A 19,520-nucleotide genomic window follows, 5' to 3' on the forward strand; every position below is an offset into this window, starting at 1 on the left:
TGTTGTCAGGATTTCAGTCGGGAAATTTCAGTCGACGGGGACCAACAGGGCCACGGGGTACTGCGCCAGCAGGGTGCCAAGACTCAACTGGCCTGCCGGGTAGGTGGCTCCGGTCAATTCGTCGCGGTACTCCCCAGCCAGCTCAAGAACCGTGTCCCGCCAGCCGCCATCCCCCGCCAGCCGCTTCGGCAGCCTTGTGGCAACGGTCAACGCGCCACGACCGTTCCCGCCGCGGTGGAAAGCAACCACGTGGTCCGCGGCCTGACCGCTTGCCTCAACGGCGTGGTAGCCGTCGAACAGCTCGGCCCTGTCGCGGCGAAGGCGCAAGGCCCTGGAGACCACCAGCAGCTTGGCTTCTTCCTCCGTGTATTCAGGCCGGGCACCCGCATCCAGGTCCGCCAGTGCGGTCATTCGGGCCTCGAAGTCCACGGGGCGCCGGTTGTCCGGGTCGGTCAGCGATCCGTCACGGTACTCCGTGCCTTGGTAGACATCCGGGACGCCGGGCATGGTCAGCTGGACGAGCTTGGCAGACAGCGAGTTCGAGGTGCCGTAGGGTTCCAACTCGGCCACGAAGTTGTCCAGCGCGGCTTCGACTTCGGGGTCGTCAAAGACGGCGTCGACGGCGGCAGCCAGGTGGCGCTCGAACTCAAGGTCCGGATCGGTCCAGTTGGTGGAGTTGCCGGCCTCGCGTGCTGCCTTGAGGGCGTAGGACTGGAGGCGGCTGCGATCCGCGGGCCAGGCCCCCGCGATCGCCTGCCAGATGAGTGCCGCCAGCGGACCGTCCGGGATATGCACGCGTTCCTGCACCGTACCCAGGAACAACTCCCACTCGGGCACCGACTCCGAAATGACGGAGATGCGGGCACGTGCATCCTCGCTGCGTTTGGTGTCATGGGTGCTCAGGGTGGTCATGGACAGCGGCAGCTCTGCCTGGCGGCGACCCATGCGGTGGTGGAACGTCTCCGTGGAGATCGCGAACTCGGTGGGGTCCGCTCCCACCTCGGTCAGTGTGCCCAGGCGCGTGTATCTGAAGAACGCCGTATCCTCCACGCCCTTGGCCATGACCATGCCGGAGGTCTGCTGGAATCGGCGGGCCAATTCCCCGGTGGTATCCGCGAGCAGCGGTTGGAGTGCTTCCAACACCCCGGCCAGTTCCGGCCGGTGTTCCGCTGCCTTCCGGACCGCTTCTTCCAGGACCTCCTGGCCGTAGGGAAGGTACGTCCGGTAGATGGGGAACCAGCAGATGACCTCAGCCAGTGCGTCCGCCACCTCCGGGCGAGGCAGCGCTCCGGACTCCGGCACCAGGCGGGACAGCCGGAGAATTTCCGAGCGGAGGATGCCATCGGCAATCCGGCGCTTGGTGCCGTGGATCATGGCCTGGTAATCGGCAGCTTCCGGTTCACCGCGAAGCCGCGCGTCAAGATCGTTCAGGAAAGGCTCCGCCGCAGGATCCACGAACAACCGATCGACGTCGGCGAGCGCGTCATAGCCTGTGGTGCCCTCACACTCGAAAGTGCCGGGTAGCTTCTCTCCCGGCTCGAGGATCTTCTCCACCAGCAAGTACGCGCCACCTGTCGCTTCGCGCAGCCGGGCCAGGTATCCCTCGGGGTCGGCCAAACCGTCGGGATGGTCAATCCGGAGGCCGTCCACCAGGCCTTCGCGGAACCAACGCACAATCTCCTGGTGGGCCTCATCGAACACCCACGGGATCTCGACGCGGACCCCGGCCAAGGTGTTCACGGCGAAGAAGCGCCGGTAGTTCAGCTCGGCGTCCGCCCGCCGCCATCCCACCAGCTGGTAGTGCTGGCGGGCGTGGACGTCCCGGGGACTGTCCCCCTCGCTGTACGTGCCCTCGGCCAACGGGAAGCGGTGATCGTAGTAGTGCAGTTCGCCGTCGTGAAGAGTCAGCTGGTCAACGTCCTCGTCGCTGCCCAGCACGGGGATGCGGATCTTCCCGCCGCCAAAGTCCCAGTCGACGTCGAAAGCCTCGGCGTACTTCGAAGAGCGCCCCTCCTTGAGGAGTTGCCACCACCAGGCATTCTGCCCCGGGGTGGCAACACCCATATGGTTGGGAACAATGTCCGCCAAGACCCCTAGTCCCTGCTCCCGGGCAGCCTTGGACAGGGCAGCCAGGCCTTCCTCTCCCCCACGGGCCGGGTCCACGGTTGAAGGATCGGTCACGTCATAGCCGTGGTCCGAGCCTTCTTCTGCCGTGAGGATCGGAGAAACGTAGACCCAATCGACGCCGAGCTTCTGGAGGTATTCCGTCAGTGCGGCAGCATCCTGCAGCGTGAAGCCGGGGCGGATCTGGAGCCGGTAGGTGGAGACAGGGCTTTTCACGCCTTATCCTTCCCGGCGTCGGCAGCGCCGGCGTCGCCGGTGTGGGCAGAGTCCTCCTTGTAGTCCAACGGCAGCGACGTCACCGCCGGGGCCGTCATCGAGGCGGTTTCCGGAGTGCTGGTCTGGGTCAGGGCAGCCAAGGAGGCCGCCACGGAGTGGTCCGGTTCTATTTCGGGAGCGGTGTGGGCACGGAGCACCACCAGCGACTTCCCTGCGACCATCAGGATCTGGTCCGCCTTCACCACGTCGGCGTCTGCACCCTCACCACCGGTATCGATCATGACGTCCCAGGCAGGGGCGTACTCGTCCGAGGGAATCCGGAAGCCCACTTCCTCCTGGTCTGCGTTGAAGTAGAGCAGGAAGTTCACGTCCGTGATCCGGCGGCCCTGGTGGTCCCGGCCTCGGATGCCGTCCCCGTTGAGGAACACGCCGACGGAACGGCCAAGGGCCGTGTCCCAGTCCTCCGGTGTCATGGTGCTGGCGTCGGCGTCCAGCCAGACAATGTCCGGCAGGCGCTCACCCTCGCCACGAACTGCCGGGCGTCCGTCGAAGAAACGGCTGCGGCGCAGGCTGGGGTGCTTGGCGCGGAGGGCACAGACAGCCGCCGTGAACTCGATCAATGGCTGATCGACGTTCTCCCAATTGATCCACGTGATTTCGGAGTCCTGGCAGTACCCGTTGTTGTTGCCTTGCTGGGTCCGGCCGAGTTCGTCACCGTGCAGGAGCATGGGGACGCCCTGTGAGAGGAACAGCGAGGCGATGAAGTTGCGCTGCTGGCGGGCGCGCAGTCCCAGGACCGTGGGATCGTCCGTAGGGCCTTCCACTCCACAGTTCCACGAACGGTTGTGGGATTCGCCGTCGTTGTTGCCTTCGCCGTTGGCCTCGTTGTGCTTCTCGTTGTAGGAGACCAGGTCCGCGAGCGTGAAGCCGTCGTGTGCTGTGACGAAGTTGATGGATGCCACCGGACGACGGCCGGAATGCTCGTAGAGGTCAGCGGATCCGGTAAGCCGCGAAGCGAATTCGCCCAAGGTGGAGGGCTCGCCGCGCCAGAAGTCGCGGACCGTGTCCCGGTACTTTCCGTTCCACTCCGTCCACTGCGGTGGGAAGTTGCCCACCTGGTATCCGCCGGGACCAACGTCCCACGGCTCGGCGATCAGTTTCACCTGCGACACCACGGGATCCTGCTGGATGAGTTCGAAGAAGCTCGAGAGCTTGTCCACGTCGTAGAACTCGCGGGCCAGGGTGGAGGCGAGATCGAAGCGGAAGCCGTCCACGTGCATCTCGGTGACCCAGTACCGGAGGGAGTCCATGAGCAGTTGCAGCGAGTGCGGACTGCGGACGTTCAGGGAGTTGCCCGTGCCGGTGTAGTCCATGTAGTACTTCTGGTCGTCCTCCACCAAGCGGTAGTAGGCAGAGTTGTCGATGCCCTTGAAGGACAGCGTGGGACCCAGGTGGTTGCCTTCTGCCGTGTGGTTGTAGACGACGTCCAGGATCACTTCGATGCCGGCACGGTGGAGTGAGCGGACCATGGCCTTGAAGTCCTGCACCTGCTGGCCGGTATCGCCCTTGGAGCTGTAGCTGTTGTGCGGGGCGAAGAAGCCGATGGTGTTGTAGCCCCAGTAGTTGTTGAGGCCCTTGTCCTGGAGAATGCCATCGTTGACGAACTGGTGCACGGGCATGAGCTCGATCGCCGTGATGCCCAGCTTCTGCAGGTGGGAGATCACCGCGGGATGCGCGACGCCGGCATAGGTACCGCGCTGCTCTTCGGGAACCTCCGGGTGCAGCTGCGTGAGGCCTTTGACGTGGGCTTCGTAGATGACGGACTTGTGGTACGGAACCCGCAGCAGCTTGTCGCCGTCCCAATCGAAGAACGGGTTGATGACGACGCCAAGCATCATGTGCGGCGCTGAATCCTCGTCATTGCGGGAGTCCGGGTCCCCGAGGTTGTAGGCGAAGAGCGAGGGGTCCCAGTCGATCTGCCGGTGGATCGCCTTCGCGTAAGGGTCCAACAAGAGTTTGTTGGCGTTGAAGCGTTGACCGGAGTCGGGGTCGTAGGGTCCGTGTACCCGGTAGCCATACTTCTGTCCCGGCTGCACCTGGGGAAGGTAGCAGTGCCAGACGTAGCCGTCCACTTCCTTGAGCTCGACGCGGACTTCCGCGCCGTCGTCGTCGAAGAGGCATAGTTCTACTTTGTCTGCTTTTTCGCTGAACAGCGCAAAGTTGGTACCGGTACCGTCAAAGGTGGCACCGAGCGGATAAGCCGATCCAGGCCAGACTTCCATGCGTTCTCCTCTTGGGTGATGCGAACAACTGCTGCAAGCCTACTCATGACCTATGACACGGACAGTAACCTTACGTTCCGGTCCGGTCGCATTCCGCGTTCAGCGAACCTATGACGCGGGGTACCGCTGCCATGATCGCCGAGGCAGTAAGGGGTCCTGATTCGAAATCCCGTGAAGCTGCGGAGCCTGCGCGGCCATGGACGCTCGCTGCCACGGCCGCAACGGCAGCCCAGCGGTCGTCCGGCTTCAGTCCCATGAGGGCGTAAGCGCCGTCGTCGTCCGTCAACGTCTGAGCGGTCTGGGCCACCAAGGCGCCCAAAACACCGGCCAGCACGTCCCCGCTTCCCGCCGTCGACATCCACGGCGTGCCCTCCGACTGGCTGAAAACAACGCCCGACGGCGATGCCACCAGTGTGGTGGCACCCTTCAGCAGGACTGTGGCACCGGTGAGTCCGGCAGCCTGCCGTACAAAGTGCAGCGGGCGCGATTCGACGTCGTCGCGGGTGACGGCGACCTCGCCGGCGGAAGGCAGCGAGCCCAGCAGCGTGGCCAGCTCCCCGGCATGCGGTGTCAGTATCCAGCTCGGTGGGCACCGGTCCGGTAAATGGCTGAGCGCGCCGGCGTCGACGATCACCGGCAGGCTGGAATCGAGTGCCGCTTGCATGGCCCCTCGCACACGGTCCTGTTGTTCCGCACCGTCCACGCCGGGCCCCACGAGCCAGGCTTGGACCCGGCCTGGCTCGTCGGATTCCCAGAGGGCCTCGGGCGTCCGGGTCAGGACGTGCCGGGCGGCGGCTTCGGGTCCGAGGTACCGGACCATTCCGACGCCGGATACCGCTGCGGCGTGGACGCACAGAGCGGCTGCTCCCACGTAGCGCGCTGAGCCGGCCACGACGCCGAGCACGCCGCGCGAGTACTTCTGCGAACGCCTCTGCGGCCTCGGCAGCAAAAAACCCAAGTCCGCAACGGTCAGGCGGCGCACTTCGGGAGGCAGGCTTTGCAGGGAGTCCTCGATCCCGATCGCGACAATCACCACGCGACCCGCGCAGCCTTCGCCGGGATCCACCATGAGCCCCGCTTTGGAGGCCCCGAAGGTGACGGTGACATCGGCATCGAGCACGGGCCAATGGACTTCGCCGGTGTTGGCATCCAGACCGCTGGGAACGTCGCAGGCAACCACGCAGGCTGGTCTCAGTTCCTGGAGCAGGGCCACCAGCTCCGCTGAGGCATCCCGCAAGCCACCACGGGCTCCCGTGCCCAGCAAGGCGTCGATAATCACGTCGCTCCCCGCGCAGGCAACGGCCAGTTCCTCGGCATTGTCCCGGTTCAGACGGAGAACCCGGCCACCTGCTGCCTGAAAGGCAACCAAACCGTCGGTGTGTGCCCCCTCGGAGGCGAGTACCGCCGTCGTACGCATTCCACGCCGGCCCAGCATGGCCGCTGCGAAGAGGCCATCGCCGCCGTTGTTGCCCTTTCCAACGAGGACAGTGACGCTGGCTCCGGCCAGCTTGCGGCGTTTCCGCACCTCGCGGACCACTTGCTGCGCCAGGCCATAAGCGGCCCGTTGCATGAGAACAGCGCCCCCACCGGCATCCAGGAACGGTTTTTCCGCATCCCTGATCTGTTGTCCGGTGAAGGCGCTGATCATTATTCTCTTGTGTCCGTTCTAGCCTTCGGCGAGGACAGTCGCCGTGGCGATGCCGCCGTCGTGGCTGATGGACAGGTGCCAGCGCTTGACGCCCTTGCCTTCGGCCACCGCAAGAACCGTGCCCTTGACCTGGACGGTTGGACCGTTCTCATCAAGGCCGATCCAGCAGTCCTGCCAGTTCATGCCGGCCGGAGCGCCGAGAACCTTGGCCACGGCTTCCTTCGCCGCGAAACGGGCAGCGAGGGAGCGGGTGTTGAGTTCCCGTTCAGCCGGAACAAACAGCCGTTCTTTTAGCCCGGGTGTCCGTTCCAACTGCCGTCCGAACCGCTCGATGTCTACGACGTCTACGCCAATGCCAACAATCATGCGGTTATTCTACGGTGACGCTCTTGGCGAGGTTACGAGGCTGGTCCACGTCGTAGCCCTTCGCTCCGGCAAGCTCGGCAGCGAAGATCTGCAGCGGAACCGTGGTGAGCAGCGGCATGAGCAGCGTGGGCGTCTCCGGGACGTAGAACACGTGCTCTGCGTAGTCCTTGACCGACTCGTCGCCCTCTTCGGCGATCACCAGGGTGCGGGCACCACGTGCGCGGACTTCCTGGATGTTGCTGACCACCTTGGAGTGCAGGGAGTCGCGGCCACGCGGGGACGGAACCACCACGAAAACAGGCTGGCCATCGTCGATCAGGGCGATGGGACCGTGCTTGAGCTCGCCGGCGGCGAAGCCCTCAGCGTGGATGTAGGCAATTTCCTTGAGCTTCAAGGCTCCTTCAAGGGCCACCGGGAAACCAACGTGACGGCCCAGGAACAGCACGGACTTCTCGTCCTTCATGCTGCGGGCGAGCTCACGCAAGGGACCGGCGGTGTCCAGGATGTGCTGGATCTTGGCGGGAATCTTGCCGAGGTCCGCCAGGACATCCTTGATCTGGCCGCTGAAGATGTTGCCGCGCAGCTGGGCCAGGTACAGGCCAAGCAGGTAGGCGGCGGTGATCTGCGCCAGGAATGCCTTGGTGGAAGCAACGGCGATTTCCGGGCCGGCGTGCGTGTAGAGCACGGCGTCGGATTCACGCGGGATGGTGGAGCCGTTGGTGTTGCAGATGGAGATCGTCTTGGCGCCCTGTTCGCGGGCGTAGCGGACGGCCATGAGGGTGTCCATGGTCTCGCCGGACTGGCTGATGGAGACCACCAGGGTGTTGGCGTCCACGATCGGATCACGGTAGCGGAACTCGTGGGCGAGCTCCACCTCGGTGGGGATGCGGCACCAGTTCTCGATGGCGTACTTGGCCACCAGGCCGGCGTAGGCTGCGGTGCCGCAAGCCAGGACGATGATCTTGTTGACCTGCTTGAGCAGCTCGGGATCGATCCGGAGCTCGTCCAGCGTCAGCTTGCCGTTGAGGTCCGAGCGGCCCAGGAGGGTCTGGCCCACGGCGTCAGGCTGGTCGTGGATTTCCTTCTCCATGAAGGAGCTGAAGCCACCCTTTTCGGCAGAAGCCGGATCCCAGTCAACGTGGTATTCCTTGCCTTCAGCGGGAGCGCCGAAGAAGTCGGTAATCTCAACGGACTCGGCAGTGATGGTGACGATCTGGTCCTGGCCCAGCTCCACGGCACGGCGCGTGTAGTCAATGAAGCCGGAGACATCGGAACCGAGGAAGTTTTCGCCTTCGCCGAGGCCCACAACCAGCGGAGAGTTGCGGCGGGCGGCCACGACGACGTCGGGCTGGTCGGCGTGGACGGCCAGGAGCGTGAAGGCTCCTTCGAGGCGCTGGCAGGCCAGGCGCATGGCCTCGGTGAGGTTGCCGGCGTCGCCGTTGAGCTGGTTGCGGAAGATGTCGCCCAGGAGGGCGGCAGCAACTTCGGTATCGGTTTCGGACTCGAAGGTGACACCCTTGGCGAGCAGCTCCTGCTTGAGCTCGGCGAAGTTCTCGATGATGCCGTTGTGGATCAACGCGAGCCGGCCGCCGTCGGAGAGGTGCGGGTGGGCGTTGCCATCGGTGGGTCCACCGTGGGTGGCCCAGCGGGTGTGGCCAATGCCGGTCAGGGACTCAGGGACCGGGTTTGCTTCAAGTTCGCTGACCAGATTGCTCAGCTTTCCGGACTTCTTCCGGGACGAGATGGTCCCGTCAGCCACTACTGCGACGCCGGCGGAGTCGTAGCCGCGGTACTCAAGACGACGCAGCCCCTCCACAACGACGTCAAGGGCGCTGTGTCCAGCTGCCTTACGAGACGAATTGCCAACATAGCCTACGATTCCACACATGGGTCCAAGCCTACCGGCTCAGTCAAACAACTGATGTGGGACATCCTCCCTCCGGATCTTGCTCATGAGACCCGCATCACGGACAATTCACTTTGCCGTCGTCGCGCATTTCCTGTTCCGCCTCGTGAAGGGCAGAATCGTGAGCGTGACTTTGCAACGCACCGAAGCAAACGGCGACGGCGCTTCTCCCTTTGTTGAGCTCGATCGACACACCTGGTCCCGGCTCGCGGCCCAGATGGAGCAGCCCCTTAATGAAGAGGACATTTTCCGTCTCCGCGGCCTGGGCGATCCCCTGGACATGAAGGAAGTCCGGGAGGTTTACCTCCCGCTTTCCCGGCTTTTGCACCTCTACGTCGAGGCCTCCCATCAACTCCACGCCGCAACCACCACGTTCCTCGGAGAGCAGACCCAGCGCACCCCCTTCGTGATCGGCGTGGCCGGATCCGTGGCCGTGGGCAAGTCCACCATTGCCCGCGTGCTTCGCGAAATGCTGCGCCGCTGGCCAGGAACCCCGAACGTCGAGCTCATCACCACGGACGGATTCCTCTATCCCTTGGCCGAGCTCAAGCGCCGCCACCTCTTGGAACGCAAGGGTTTCCCCGAGTCCTACGACCGCCGCGCGCTGTTGCGTTTTGTGTCGGAGGTCAAGGGCGGAGCGGAGGAAGTCCGGGCGCCGTGGTACTCCCACGTGACCTATGACATCGTCCCGGGGAAGGAAGTAGTGGTCCGCCGGCCCGACGTGCTGATCGTGGAGGGCCTCAACGTGCTGGCCCCTGCAAGGCCCCGCATCGACGGCAAGCAGGGCCTGGCCCTGAGCGACTTCTTCGACTTCTCCATCTACGTCGATGCCAAGACCTCCTACATCGAGGAATGGTACGTGGACAGGTTCCGCAAGCTTCGCTCCACGGCCTTCGCCCAACCGGAGTCCTACTTCCACCGTTACGCCACGCTCTCCGACGACGACGCCGAGTCCACTGCCCGCGGCATCTGGAAGCGCATCAACGAGCCCAACCTCGAAGAGAACGTGCTGCCGACCCGTGGAAGGGCGCAACTGGTCCTGACCAAGGACGCGGACCACTCGATCCGGCGCATGCTCCTGCGGAAGGTCTGAGCCCTTGACCAGCCCACAGCCGATCAGCCCACAGCCCAGCCGCCGCGCCTTCGCGGGCCTCCTCACCGCGGGGGCCGGCATGTTCGCCCTGACTGCCTGTACCCCTGACAACGCGGCCCCCTCCCCTGCCGTAGCGGAAGCTCCGACGGGTTCGCCAAGCCCGTCGAGTACCAGTCCCGGCCCGACGCCCAGCGTGACCCCGGCGGCAGCCGCCACCAGCGCGCAAGCCAGCCCATCGCCGTCGAGCACCGCGACCACGCAGTTTTCCCTCACGGACCCCACCAGCCCATGGGTGGTGGTCAACAAGCACCGGCCGCTCAACCCGCAGAACTACGTCCCGGCAGACCTGGTCCAGCCGAAGATCCGCCTCGCCGTCAGCGGCGAAGCGACCCTCCTCAACAGCACGACGGCGGCTGCCGCGGAATCGATGTTCGGCGCGGCGGCCTCCGGAGGCGTCGTCATGGCGTTGGCTTCGGGCTACCGTTCCTACTCCACGCAGATCACCACGTACAACGGATACGTTGCCAGCAGCGGGCAGGCAGCCGCGGACCGGGCCTCGGCCCGCCCGGGCTACTCCGAACACCAGACCGGCTGGTCCTTCGACATTGCGGACGGAGGAGGAGCCTGCAGCTTCCAGCCGTGCTTCGCCGATCAGCCGGCAGCAGTCTGGGCCAAGGCCAACGCACACAAGTATGGCTTCGTAGTGCGCTACCCATGGATGTTCCATGAGATCACGGGCTACTTCTACGAGTCCTGGCACCTTCGCTACATTGGGGTGGAAGCAGCCACCGCGATGGCGGCCAAAGGCATTGCAACCCTCGAAGAGTACTTCGGGCTGGAAGCGGCACAGGACTACCTGGCGTAGCCGCGGCTTTCCGACCGCACCCAAAAGGCGGCCTGCTTCCTTCCGGAGCAGGCCGCCTCTTGCGTAAGCGGAGTATCAGACAGCGATATCGCTGGTAACGCTGAGCCGTTCCTTGACGACGGCTGCGAGACCCTTGCAGATACGCTCGGCGGTCTCCATGTCGGCAGCTTCGACCATGACGCGGACCAGGGCTTCCGTGCCGGACGGGCGCAGCAGGACTCGGCCGGTTTCGCCGAGTTCCTCTTCCGCCGCGGCCACGGCAGCAGCCACGCCTTCGTCGGTGGCCGCGCGGGCCTTGTCCACACCCTTGACGTTGATCATAAGCTGCGGAAGCTTGGTCATCGCCGTGGCCAGCTCCTGCAGGCTGCGGCCGGTGAGAGCTACCTGGGCTGCCAGCTGCAGGCCGGTGAGCACGCCATCGCCGGTGGTGGCGTAATCGGAGAAGATCACATGCCCGGACTGTTCGCCACCCAGGTTGTAACCGCCGTCGCGCATTTCTTCCAGCACGTAGCGGTCCCCAACAGCGGTTTCGCGGATGGTGATTCCGGCGTCGCGGAGCGCGAGCTTGAGTCCGAGGTTGCTCATGACGGTTGCCACCAGGACGTTGTCCTTAAGCTTGCCTGCCTTGTTCAGGGCAAGGGCCAGGATCGCCATGATCTGGTCGCCATCGACTTCGTTGCCTTCGTGGTCAACGGCGAGGCAGCGGTCGGCGTCGCCATCGTGGGCGATCCCGAGGTCCGCGCCGTGCTTGACTACGGCTTCCTTCAGCGGGCCCAAGTGCGTGGAGCCGACGCCGTCGTTGATATTGAGGCCGTCCGGTTCCGCGCCGATGACAACAACATCCGCACCGGCGTCCTTGAATACCTGGGGCGAGCAGCCGCTCGCAGCACCATGGGCGCAGTCCAGGACAACCTTCAGCCCCTCAAGACGCTTGGGAATGGTGCCCAGCAAGTGGACGATGTAGCGGTCCTCCGCGTCCGAGAAGCGCTGGATGCGTCCCACGTCGCCGCCCACCGGGCGCTGCGGCTCTTGGCCGAGCTGCGCCTCGATGGCGTCCTCGACGTCGTCCGGCAGCTTCTGGCCGCCGCGGGCGAAGAACTTAATGCCGTTGTCCGGGGCGGGGTTGTGCGAGGCCGAGAGCATGACGCCGAAATCGGCGTCGAGGTCGGCCACGAGGTACGCCGCAGCAGGGGTGGGCAGCACGCCGGCGTCATAGACATCCACGCCGGAGCTGGAGAGCCCTGCTTCGACGGCGGCGGCGAGGAATTCGCCGCTGGCCCTCGGGTCCCGTGCGACGACGGCTCGGGGCCGTTTGCCGTCGGTTGTGCGGTCATGGCCAAGTACGACGGCGGCGGCCTGGGCAAGCTGCATAGCCAGCTCGGCGGTGAGTAATCCGTTCGCGAGACCGCGCACGCCATCTGTTCCAAATAATCTAGACATCGGGTCAAGTTTAGACGACGACGGCACACCGCCCGGCCAGGGCGCGTTCCGGAGCGTCACAACCGGGTGCTTAACGGCGAAAGCCCGCCCCACCTGAGTGGGACGGGCTTCCTGCGAAGCGCGGTTTAGCGCTTGGAGTACTGCTGAGCCTTACGTGCCTTCTTGAGACCGGCCTTCTTACGCTCGATGACGCGGGCGTCACGAGTGAGGAAGCCAGCCTTCTTGAGGGTGGGGCGGTTGTTCTCGACGTCGATCTCGTTCAACGAACGAGCGATGCCGAGACGCAGTGCGCCAGCCTGGCCGGAGGGGCCACCGCCGTGGATACGGGCGATGACGTCGTAAGCACCTTCGAGGTCAAGAACGCGGAACGGTTCGTTGACATCCTGCTGGTGCAGCTTGTTCGGGAAGTAGTTGGCCAGCTCGCGGCCGTTGATGATCCACTTGCCGGAACCCGGAACAACGCGAACGCGTGCAACGGCTTCCTTGCGACGGCCAACAGCTGCACCGGCAACCGTCAGGGCCGGGCGCTCCTTCTTGGGCGCGTCCTCGGCGGGTGCGCTTTCAGAGGTGTAGCTGGTGAGGTTTTCCTCAGCCTCGACGGCTTCGGCGGTCAGTTCTTCGTTCTGAGCCACGATTCTCCTTGAATAAAAAGTTGTTTGGTGGCCAGGACTACTGGGCGACCTGGGTGATTTCGAAAGTCTTCGGCTGCTGTGCAGCGTGCGGGTGCTCGGAGCCTGCGTAGACCTTGAGCTTGCCCAGCTGCTGAGCGGCGAGGGAGTTCTTGGGGAGCATGCCCTTGATGGCCTTCTCAACAGCGCGAACCGGGTTCTTCTCCAGCAGTTCGGCGTAGTTGACGGAGGTCAGGCCGCCCGGGTAACCGGAGTGGCGGTAGGCCCGCTTCTGCTCCAGCTTGGCACCGGTAAGGGCAACCTTTTCAGCGTTGATGATGATGACGAAGTCGCCCATGTCCATGTGGGACGCATAGGTCGGCTTGTGCTTTCCGCGCAGCAGTGTTGCGGTCTGGCTGGCAAGACGACCAAGGACAACATCGGTGGCGTCAATGACGTGCCACTGGCGGTTGATATCGCCGGGCTTCGGGGTGTACGTACGCACGGTTTGGCCTCGTTCTTGTTCTGGCGTTCATGTTTCAGGGCACGCAGTAAGACGTGCACCTACTATGTATGCGCTACCGGAGCAGAGGTGAGGGCTCTATAGACCAGTCATCCAGGAGTCTCGAAATGCCACCTGGGTTACTGACCCTGCAACTGGGTCCCCTAGTGGGCATGTGTCATCGAGTTAGGACACGCACAACGACTATAAACAATACCTTCAACGGCATGCCCGGGTCAAAATGGGGTGACCGCACCTGGGGGCGACTGTGTTAATGAGGGAGCACATGACTGACGGACCTACTCTGCCACTGCTGCTTGCCGTTGCCGGCCTGCTGCTCAGTCCGGCGTGCGAACTGCTCATTGCCCGATCGCTGCCCCGGCTCGGTTCAGTGCCCGCCTTGGGCGTAAGGATCACGACGGCGGCAGTCACCGCGCTGCTGTTCGGATTGCTCGCCTGGCGATTTGGCTTTTCCCCTGAATTGCCTGCATACCTTTTATTGGCACTTCTCGGCGTGCAGCTTTCCCGCGTTGATTTCGCGTTGCATTTGCTCCCGAACGGCCTGGTTTTGGCCCTATTGGGTGGTGGCCTGCTGCTGCTGACGGTGTCTTCCTGGGTGGCTCCCGGATGGCCGGAGCTCCTCCGAGGCCTCCTTGGAGGCCTGATTTTGTTCGCCGGCTACCTGATTCTGGGAATTATTTCGCCAAGAGGCCTCGGAATGGGCGACGTAAAGCTCGCGGCGCCCTTGGGACTGTACTTGGGCTACTTGGGTTGGCAGCAAGTACTGTACGGCGGACTACTGGGATTCGTGGTGGGCGGGGTGCTCACGGTGCTGATGTTACGCCTGAGATCCGCGGAAAAGCCGGTCGAAACAGCCCACGGACCGGCCATGGTCGCGGCCGCACTGGGCGTCGTCCTGGTACTTCAGTAGTACGCCCTAACCCGTTGATTCCGTCACCCGCCTTGGGCTCTATCTGCCATCAAACAACTAAGGCTGCTGCCGAAACCAAGTAGTCCTTCGTTGGTTTTTGGTCCAAAACTGAGTACTCCCCCGCCGCCGTGCGAGTGGGCCGGTATTCATTGCCTGATGAATTCGAGTACCGCTACGCATTGTCCAGCTGCACACCCAGGGTGAATTCTTGATTTATCGAAATCCGAACCGCTAAAGGAAACATGGGGGTAGTTCGGAGGACGTAGCAAATTCACATAATTTGCGGACCTATAACTGAAAAGTCATCAAAATAATCAAAATTCATTCTGGGAAGGATTTTCCAATGTCTGCTCTTATGCTCTCCGTCACCTCGTTCATCGCCGGCGTCAAGACCCGCTTCACCAAGGAAGAGAAGGGCGCCACCATGGTGGAGTACGGCCTGATGGTCTCCTTGATCGCAGTGGTCGTCATCGCCGCCCTGCTCATCCTGGGCCCGGCAATCGCCAACCTCTTCACAGGTGTTGCCGGCAACCTCTAAGGCACACGGACGGTTGGCTGCGATGGCGACTCCCGTCGCCGCCGCAGCCAACCGTTTTCTTTTAGGGCAGTTACCTGCCCGTCATTCTGGGTCTGGGAGACGGTCATGAAACCGAAAAGGAACGAGCGCGGCGCAGTAGCCGTGGAAATGGCAATTCTCTTGCCGGTACTACTGCTGATCCTGGTTGGAATAGTTGAATTTGGACGCGCACTGAATGTGCAGGTGTCGCTGACGCAGGCTGCACGCGAAGGCGCCAGGTACGCTGCGGTCCACTACAAAGACGGCAGCCTGGATGTCACAGGAAAGGCGCTTGCCGCCGCGCCATCACTCAATGGGCTCGGTGTCTCTGTCACAAACAACGCGTCCAGCTGCGCACCTGGATCAAACGTCACCGTAACCACCAGCGTCTCCCTGCCTTCAATGTCAGGGTTCCTTGACGCTGGATTTTTTGGTGCACCGGGCATCTTCCCACTCAACATGCAAGGCGTAGGAGTCATGCGATGCGGTGGGTAAAGGGACTATTGACGCGGCGGCCACACCCTGAGGACTCCAACGAGCGTGGTGCTGCCGCCATCCTGGTGGCCGCCGCGATGGTCGTCCTGCTCGGCTTTGCCGCCCTTGCAGTTGACGTGGGCGCGCTTTACTCCGAAAAGGCCCAACTGCAGAATGGTGCGGACGCGGCAGCCCTGGCCATCGCCACGGACTGCGCCAACGGCAGCTGCGGCAACAGCACAGCCACCGGAAACCAGTTTGCCAACAGCAACGCCAACGACAACACCAGCGGTGCAACCGTCAGTTTCCCGGCAACGTCCACCGTCCGCGTGGCCACGAATGCCAGGGACACCTCGGGCCAGAACAGCTTTTCCTTGTACTTCGCACGGGTGCTCGGCTTTGACACCACCCCGGTGAACGCCGTCGCGGAAGCCAAGTGGGGTGCTCCTTCCAAGGCCACAACCTTGCCGTGGACTGTGAGCGAGTGTGTCTTCAAGAAATATCTCTCACCCTCGCAGCTCGCATCGCTCAACTCGACCGGCAACTTCACCGGCGATCCGACACCCACGCACATCCTGCTGCGCTACGACACGAACGCCCCGACAGTCTCTGGCTGCGCGGCCCAAAACGGCTATCAACCAGGCGGCTTCGGCTGGCTGGTCACTACGTCCGGATGTTCAACGGACATTTCAATCAATGCCACGGTGCAGGGACAGCCGGGCAACCACTTTCCCAACGCTGCGGCCTGCAACACGGTCCTCGCCCACCTCATGGACGAGCCGGCCTTGATTCCGCTTTTCAACAAGGCAGTCGGCAATGGTTCGAATGCCACGTACACCTTGGTGGGCTTCGCGGCCTTCAAGGTCACCGGCTACAAGTTCAGCGGGTCCGGGGCCATCCTGGACCCCGCAGCCCCGAACTGCAACGGCAACTGCCGTGGACTCCAAGGCTACTTCGAGCGGTTCGTTTCGCTTGACGAGGGCATGACCGCAGGCAGTGGAATCCCCAATTACGGAGCGTCAGTCGTGACGCTCACCAAGTAGTTGCCCCCAATGGGCGCTACGAAACTCAAATAATCCCGAAGGGAGTTGGAAAAGTGAAAGCACGCCTACTGGGAGGCATTGCAGCACTGCTTTTGGCAGTCATCGGCACCGTTTTGCTGGTTACCTACGTTCAGGGAGCCGACAAGCGTGCGCAGCAAGGGCTCGATCCCGTCAACGTTCTCGTAGCTAAAGAACGCATTCCGGCCGGCACCAAGGCCGAGGATCTCGCATCCAAAGTGAAGACAGAGACGCTTCCGCAAACAGCCGTGGCACCAGGAACGATCTCCGCGTTGAGTGACCAGAACGGCAAGGTCACCTCGGTTGACCTCCAGCCCGGCGAGCAGTTGCTCGGCGTCAAACTGGTCAGCCCCAAGGACCTGGCGCCGGGCACAGTTCCGGTACCTGACGGATTGCAGGAGCAAACCTTTATCCTGGCACCCGAGCGCATCCTCGGCGGCCGGCTCGAGGCCGGCGATACCGTGACGGTCTTTGCCTCGTTCAAGACTGACGACATCCCTGCCGGCGCAGACCTGTCTGCCGACGTCAAGATGTGGAAGCAGTACACCAAGCTCCTTTACCACGATGTCCTGGTCACAGCCGTCCAGCAGGCAGCACCAGACACGGAGAAAAAGTCCGCCAACAGTGACAGCAGCGTGGCGCTCCCCAACGGATCCGCATACGTCACCGTGGCCCTCAACGATGCCAACGCGGCCAAGATGGTGTTCGGCGCCGAGTTTGGGACCCTCTACCTGTCCAAGCAGACCGACAAGACCGCCAAGAGCGACCCGCCGGTCACCACCCTGGGAGGCGTGTTGAAATGACCCGATTCGTAGCCGTGACGGCCGTCCGTGACTTCGAAGGCCGGGTTCGCCAGGCCATCACTGGAGCACTGCACGGTGACCTGCAAACCCTCTCCCCCGAGGTTTTGCAGGGCGGCACCGACGATGTTTTCAAGCAGCTGACAGGTGCGCCACCGGAAGTCATGATCCTGGGTCCGGGAGTTAATCCGGACGACGCCCTCAAACTGGCCACTGTGTTCGACCTCCAATACCCGGAAATCAGCCTGTTGCTGGTTTCCGTACCCGATCCGGACATCGTGCTCCGGGCCATGCATGCCGGCGTCCGCGACATCGTTTCTCCGGAAATCGAGGTCAACGAGCTGCGGGTGCTGTTGGAGCGGGCTTGCCTGGCAGCGGCCAGCCGCCGCCGTGGGATGCAACCCGCTGCGGAATCCGGCCAGGATCGTGGCAGGGTCATCGCCGTCATGTCACCCAAGGGCGGAGTTGGGAAGACCACCGTGGCCACCAACCTGGCCGTAGGACTCGGGGCAGTGGCCCCCATGGGAGTGGTCATTGTTGACCTGGACCTGCAGTTCGGTGATGTGGCGTCCGGCTTGTTGCTTGAGCCGGAGCACTCCATCACGGAAGCCGTCCATGGACCCGCTGCGCAGGACTCCATGGTGCTCAAGGCGTTCCTCACCGTCCACCCGGCCGGAATCTACGCCCTCTGCGCGCCGCGCAAACCCTCGGAGTCGGACTACATCACCGCGGAACACGTCACCAGGCTGATCAATCAGCTTGCAACCGAGTTCAAGTACGTCGTGGTGGACACCGCTCCCGGGCTCGGCGAGCATTGCCTCGCCACGCTGGAGCTGGCTACCGATGGGGTGTGGGTCTGCGGCATGGACGTCCCCAGCATCCGCGGGCTGCGCAAGTCCTTCAGCGTCCTCAAGGAATTGCAGCTCCTGCCCCAGGGAAGGCATACCGTCCTCAATTTCGCGGACAGGAAGAGCGGGCTCTCCGTTCAGGACGTCGAGGCAACCATCGGCGTTCCGATCGACACCGTGATCCCGCGCTCCCGGAACCTTCCCTTCTCAACCAACCGGGGAGTTCCGGTCCTGCAAGGAACCACGAAGGACTCCGCGTTCAAGGGCCTCAAGAAGCTGGTGGAACGGTTCGATCCGCGCCTGGCCACCGCGCCCCAGAACAAACTGCACAGAAGGGTGGTGGTCTCGTGAAACTGTCAGAGAGGTTGTCCAAGAACAATCCGCTTGCCGCAGTGGAAGGCCCGGCAGAGGCCGACAACGCCTCGGGCAGCGAGCAGGCGGCTGCCCCCGCGCTGATCCTGCCGGCTCCGGCTGCGCCGATGCTGGGCGGGGCTCCGTCGGTTCCTGTTGTGGATGCCCTGGCCGGTTTGAAGCATCGGGCCGCGGCAGCACTGTTCGAAAGGATGGGCACCCGCAGCAGCGACGCATCGGCCTCGGAAGAAGACCTCCGGTCCTTCGCCGTGGATGAACTCTCAACGTTCATCGACGACGAGCAGGTGCCGCTGTCTCCGGAAGAACGTCGGCGGCTGATCCGGGAAATCTCGGACGAGGTCATGGGTTATGGGCCACTCCAGCGGCTGCTGGAAGATCCCTCAGTCACCGAAGTCATGGTGAACCGCTTCGACCAGATCTACGTGGAACGCCATGGCCACTTGGCTTTGACGGACCTGCAGTTCAGTTCCGACGACCATCTCCGGAAGGTCATCGAGCGGATCGTTTCCAAGGTGGGGCGCCGCATCGATGAGTCCTCACCCCTGGTGGACGCACGTTTGGAGGATGGTTCGCGCGTCAACGCGATCATCCCGCCCCTGGCCGTCAACGGCCCATCGTTGACCATCAGGAAGTTCAGCCACGTGCCCCTCACAGTCCGGAACCTGATCGAGTGGGGCTCCATGAGCCACGAAATGGCCGAGTTGCTCAGCGCCTGTGTCATGGCTCGGCTGAACGTCATCGTCTCCGGTGGTACCGGTACCGGAAAGACGACGCTGCTCAACGTCCTGTCCTCTTTCATTCCGGAATCGGACCGGATCGTCACCATCGAGGACGCAGTGGAGCTCCAGCTCCAGCAACGGCACGTGGTGCGCCTGGAGAGCCGCCCGCCAAACATCGAAGGCAAAGGCGCGGTAACCATCCGCGACCTGGTCAGGAACTCGCTGCGCATGCGTCCCGACCGAATCATCGTCGGCGAGGTCCGCGGTGGGGAATCCCTGGACATGCTCCAGGCCATGAACACCGGCCATGATGGTTCGCTGTCCACGGTCCATGCCAATTCACCCCGCGATGCGATCGCGCGGCTGGAGACACTGGTCCTCATGGCAGGCATGGATCTCCCGCTCCGTGCCATCCGGGAACAGGTGTCCTCGGCCGTGGACCTGATTGTGCAGGTGACCCGCCTGCGGGACGGCACCCGCCGGGTTACGCACGTCACCGAGGTCCAAGGGATGGAGGGTGACGTCGTGACACTCCAGGATGCCTTCCTGTTCGACTACTCGGCAGGGCTGGATCCCCAGGGACGTTTCCTCGGACGCGCACTCCCTACGGGTATCAGGCCGCGGTTCCTGGACCGTTTTGCGGAGCTGGGCATCCACGTCTCGCCGTCTGTGTTCGGTGTGGCTCCCGTTCCTGTGGGGAGGCGATAGC

The 19,520-nt window shown here is 63.6% G+C and carries 17 protein-coding genes; 9 read left to right on the forward strand and 8 right to left on the reverse strand.

Features of this window, described 5'->3' with window-relative positions; genetic code table 11:
* Positions 1-27: 27 nt before the first annotated feature.
* The 5 genes from treY to glmS form a co-directional block, all read right to left on the reverse strand.
* Positions 28-2,340 carry a malto-oligosyltrehalose synthase gene (gene treY, locus ACFVSJ_RS05375; RefSeq protein WP_387435010.1) on the reverse strand — a complete coding sequence of 771 codons (2,313 nt, stop codon included), beginning with the start codon at positions 2,338-2,340 and terminating at the stop codon, positions 28-30.
* Positions 2,337-4,622 (reverse strand): glycogen debranching protein GlgX, encoded by a 2,286-nt coding sequence (gene glgX, locus ACFVSJ_RS05380; RefSeq protein WP_387435011.1) that lies wholly within the window; start codon positions 4,620-4,622, stop codon positions 2,337-2,339. The genes treY and glgX overlap by 4 nt, the downstream gene beginning before the upstream one ends.
* 70 nt (positions 4,623-4,692) lie before the next feature.
* A complete protein-coding gene (locus ACFVSJ_RS05385; RefSeq protein WP_387435013.1) occupies positions 4,693-6,270 on the reverse strand; it encodes an NAD(P)H-hydrate epimerase in 1,578 nt (525 codons plus the stop codon).
* 18 nt (positions 6,271-6,288) lie between these two features.
* Entirely contained in the window at positions 6,289-6,636 is a 348-nt protein-coding gene (locus tag ACFVSJ_RS05390; protein ID WP_387435014.1) for a holo-ACP synthase, read from the reverse strand.
* 4 nt (positions 6,637-6,640) lie between these two features.
* The gene (gene glmS / locus ACFVSJ_RS05395) at positions 6,641-8,524 is read right to left on the reverse strand and encodes a glutamine--fructose-6-phosphate transaminase (isomerizing) (protein ID WP_387435015.1); all 1,884 of its coding nucleotides are present in this window, start codon (positions 8,522-8,524) and stop codon (positions 6,641-6,643) included.
* Positions 8,525-8,663: 139 nt separating this feature from the next.
* Here glmS and coaA point away from each other — a divergent pair, with 139 nt between their 5' ends.
* Positions 8,664-9,635 carry a type I pantothenate kinase gene (coaA, locus tag ACFVSJ_RS05400; RefSeq protein WP_387435017.1) on the forward strand — a complete coding sequence of 324 codons (972 nt, stop codon included), beginning with the start codon at positions 8,664-8,666 and terminating at the stop codon, positions 9,633-9,635.
* 79 nt (positions 9,636-9,714) lie between these two features.
* Positions 9,715-10,500, forward strand: coding sequence for a D-alanyl-D-alanine carboxypeptidase family protein (locus tag ACFVSJ_RS05405; protein ID WP_387435213.1), 786 nt, complete (start codon positions 9,715-9,717; stop codon positions 10,498-10,500).
* Positions 10,501-10,575: 75 nt separating this feature from the next.
* Here ACFVSJ_RS05405 and glmM read toward each other — a convergent pair whose 3' ends face one another.
* From glmM to rplM, 3 genes are all read right to left on the reverse strand, one after another.
* Positions 10,576-11,940, reverse strand: a complete 1,365-nt coding sequence (glmM, locus tag ACFVSJ_RS05410; protein ID WP_387435018.1) for a phosphoglucosamine mutase — start codon at positions 11,938-11,940, stop codon at positions 10,576-10,578.
* Positions 11,941-12,065: 125 nt separating this feature from the next.
* Positions 12,066-12,572, reverse strand: coding sequence for a 30S ribosomal protein S9 (gene rpsI, locus ACFVSJ_RS05415; RefSeq protein WP_387435019.1), 507 nt, complete (start codon positions 12,570-12,572; stop codon positions 12,066-12,068).
* A 37-nt stretch (positions 12,573-12,609) separates the two neighbouring features.
* On the reverse strand, positions 12,610-13,053 hold the full coding sequence (gene rplM / locus ACFVSJ_RS05420) for a 50S ribosomal protein L13 (RefSeq protein ID WP_347108042.1): 444 nt from the start codon (positions 13,051-13,053) through the stop codon (positions 12,610-12,612).
* A 283-nt stretch (positions 13,054-13,336) separates the two neighbouring features.
* On the opposite strand from rplM, the gene ACFVSJ_RS05425 reads away from it, so the two are divergent.
* From ACFVSJ_RS05425 to ACFVSJ_RS05455, 7 genes are all read left to right on the forward strand, one after another.
* Positions 13,337-13,981 carry a prepilin peptidase gene (locus ACFVSJ_RS05425; RefSeq protein WP_387435021.1) on the forward strand — a complete coding sequence of 215 codons (645 nt, stop codon included), beginning with the start codon at positions 13,337-13,339 and terminating at the stop codon, positions 13,979-13,981.
* A 343-nt stretch (positions 13,982-14,324) separates the two neighbouring features.
* On the forward strand, positions 14,325-14,519 hold the full coding sequence (locus tag ACFVSJ_RS05430; RefSeq protein ID WP_387435022.1) for a Flp family type IVb pilin: 195 nt from the start codon (positions 14,325-14,327) through the stop codon (positions 14,517-14,519).
* A 105-nt stretch (positions 14,520-14,624) separates the two neighbouring features.
* Positions 14,625-15,032, forward strand: a complete 408-nt coding sequence (locus tag ACFVSJ_RS05435; protein ID WP_387435023.1) for a TadE/TadG family type IV pilus assembly protein — start codon at positions 14,625-14,627, stop codon at positions 15,030-15,032.
* On the forward strand, positions 15,020-16,054 hold the full coding sequence (locus ACFVSJ_RS05440; RefSeq protein WP_387435024.1) for a pilus assembly protein TadG-related protein: 1,035 nt from the start codon (positions 15,020-15,022) through the stop codon (positions 16,052-16,054). The genes ACFVSJ_RS05435 and ACFVSJ_RS05440 overlap by 13 nt, the downstream gene beginning before the upstream one ends.
* Before the next feature lie 53 nt (positions 16,055-16,107).
* The gene (locus tag ACFVSJ_RS05445; RefSeq protein ID WP_387435025.1) at positions 16,108-16,875 is read left to right on the forward strand and encodes a Flp pilus assembly protein CpaB; all 768 of its coding nucleotides are present in this window, start codon (positions 16,108-16,110) and stop codon (positions 16,873-16,875) included.
* Entirely contained in the window at positions 16,872-18,071 is a 1,200-nt protein-coding gene (locus tag ACFVSJ_RS05450) for a CpaE family protein (RefSeq protein WP_387435026.1), read from the forward strand. Before ACFVSJ_RS05445 ends, ACFVSJ_RS05450 begins: the two co-directional genes overlap by 4 nt.
* Positions 18,068-19,519, forward strand: coding sequence for a CpaF family protein (locus ACFVSJ_RS05455; protein WP_387435028.1), 1,452 nt, complete (start codon positions 18,068-18,070; stop codon positions 19,517-19,519). Before ACFVSJ_RS05450 ends, ACFVSJ_RS05455 begins: the two co-directional genes overlap by 4 nt.
* Position 19,520: the final 1 nt, after the last annotated feature.

Origin of the sequence: Paenarthrobacter sp. NPDC058040, assembly GCF_042885775.1 — a bacterium.
In the GTDB taxonomy this organism is placed as follows: Bacteria; Actinomycetota; Actinomycetes; order Actinomycetales; family Micrococcaceae; genus Arthrobacter.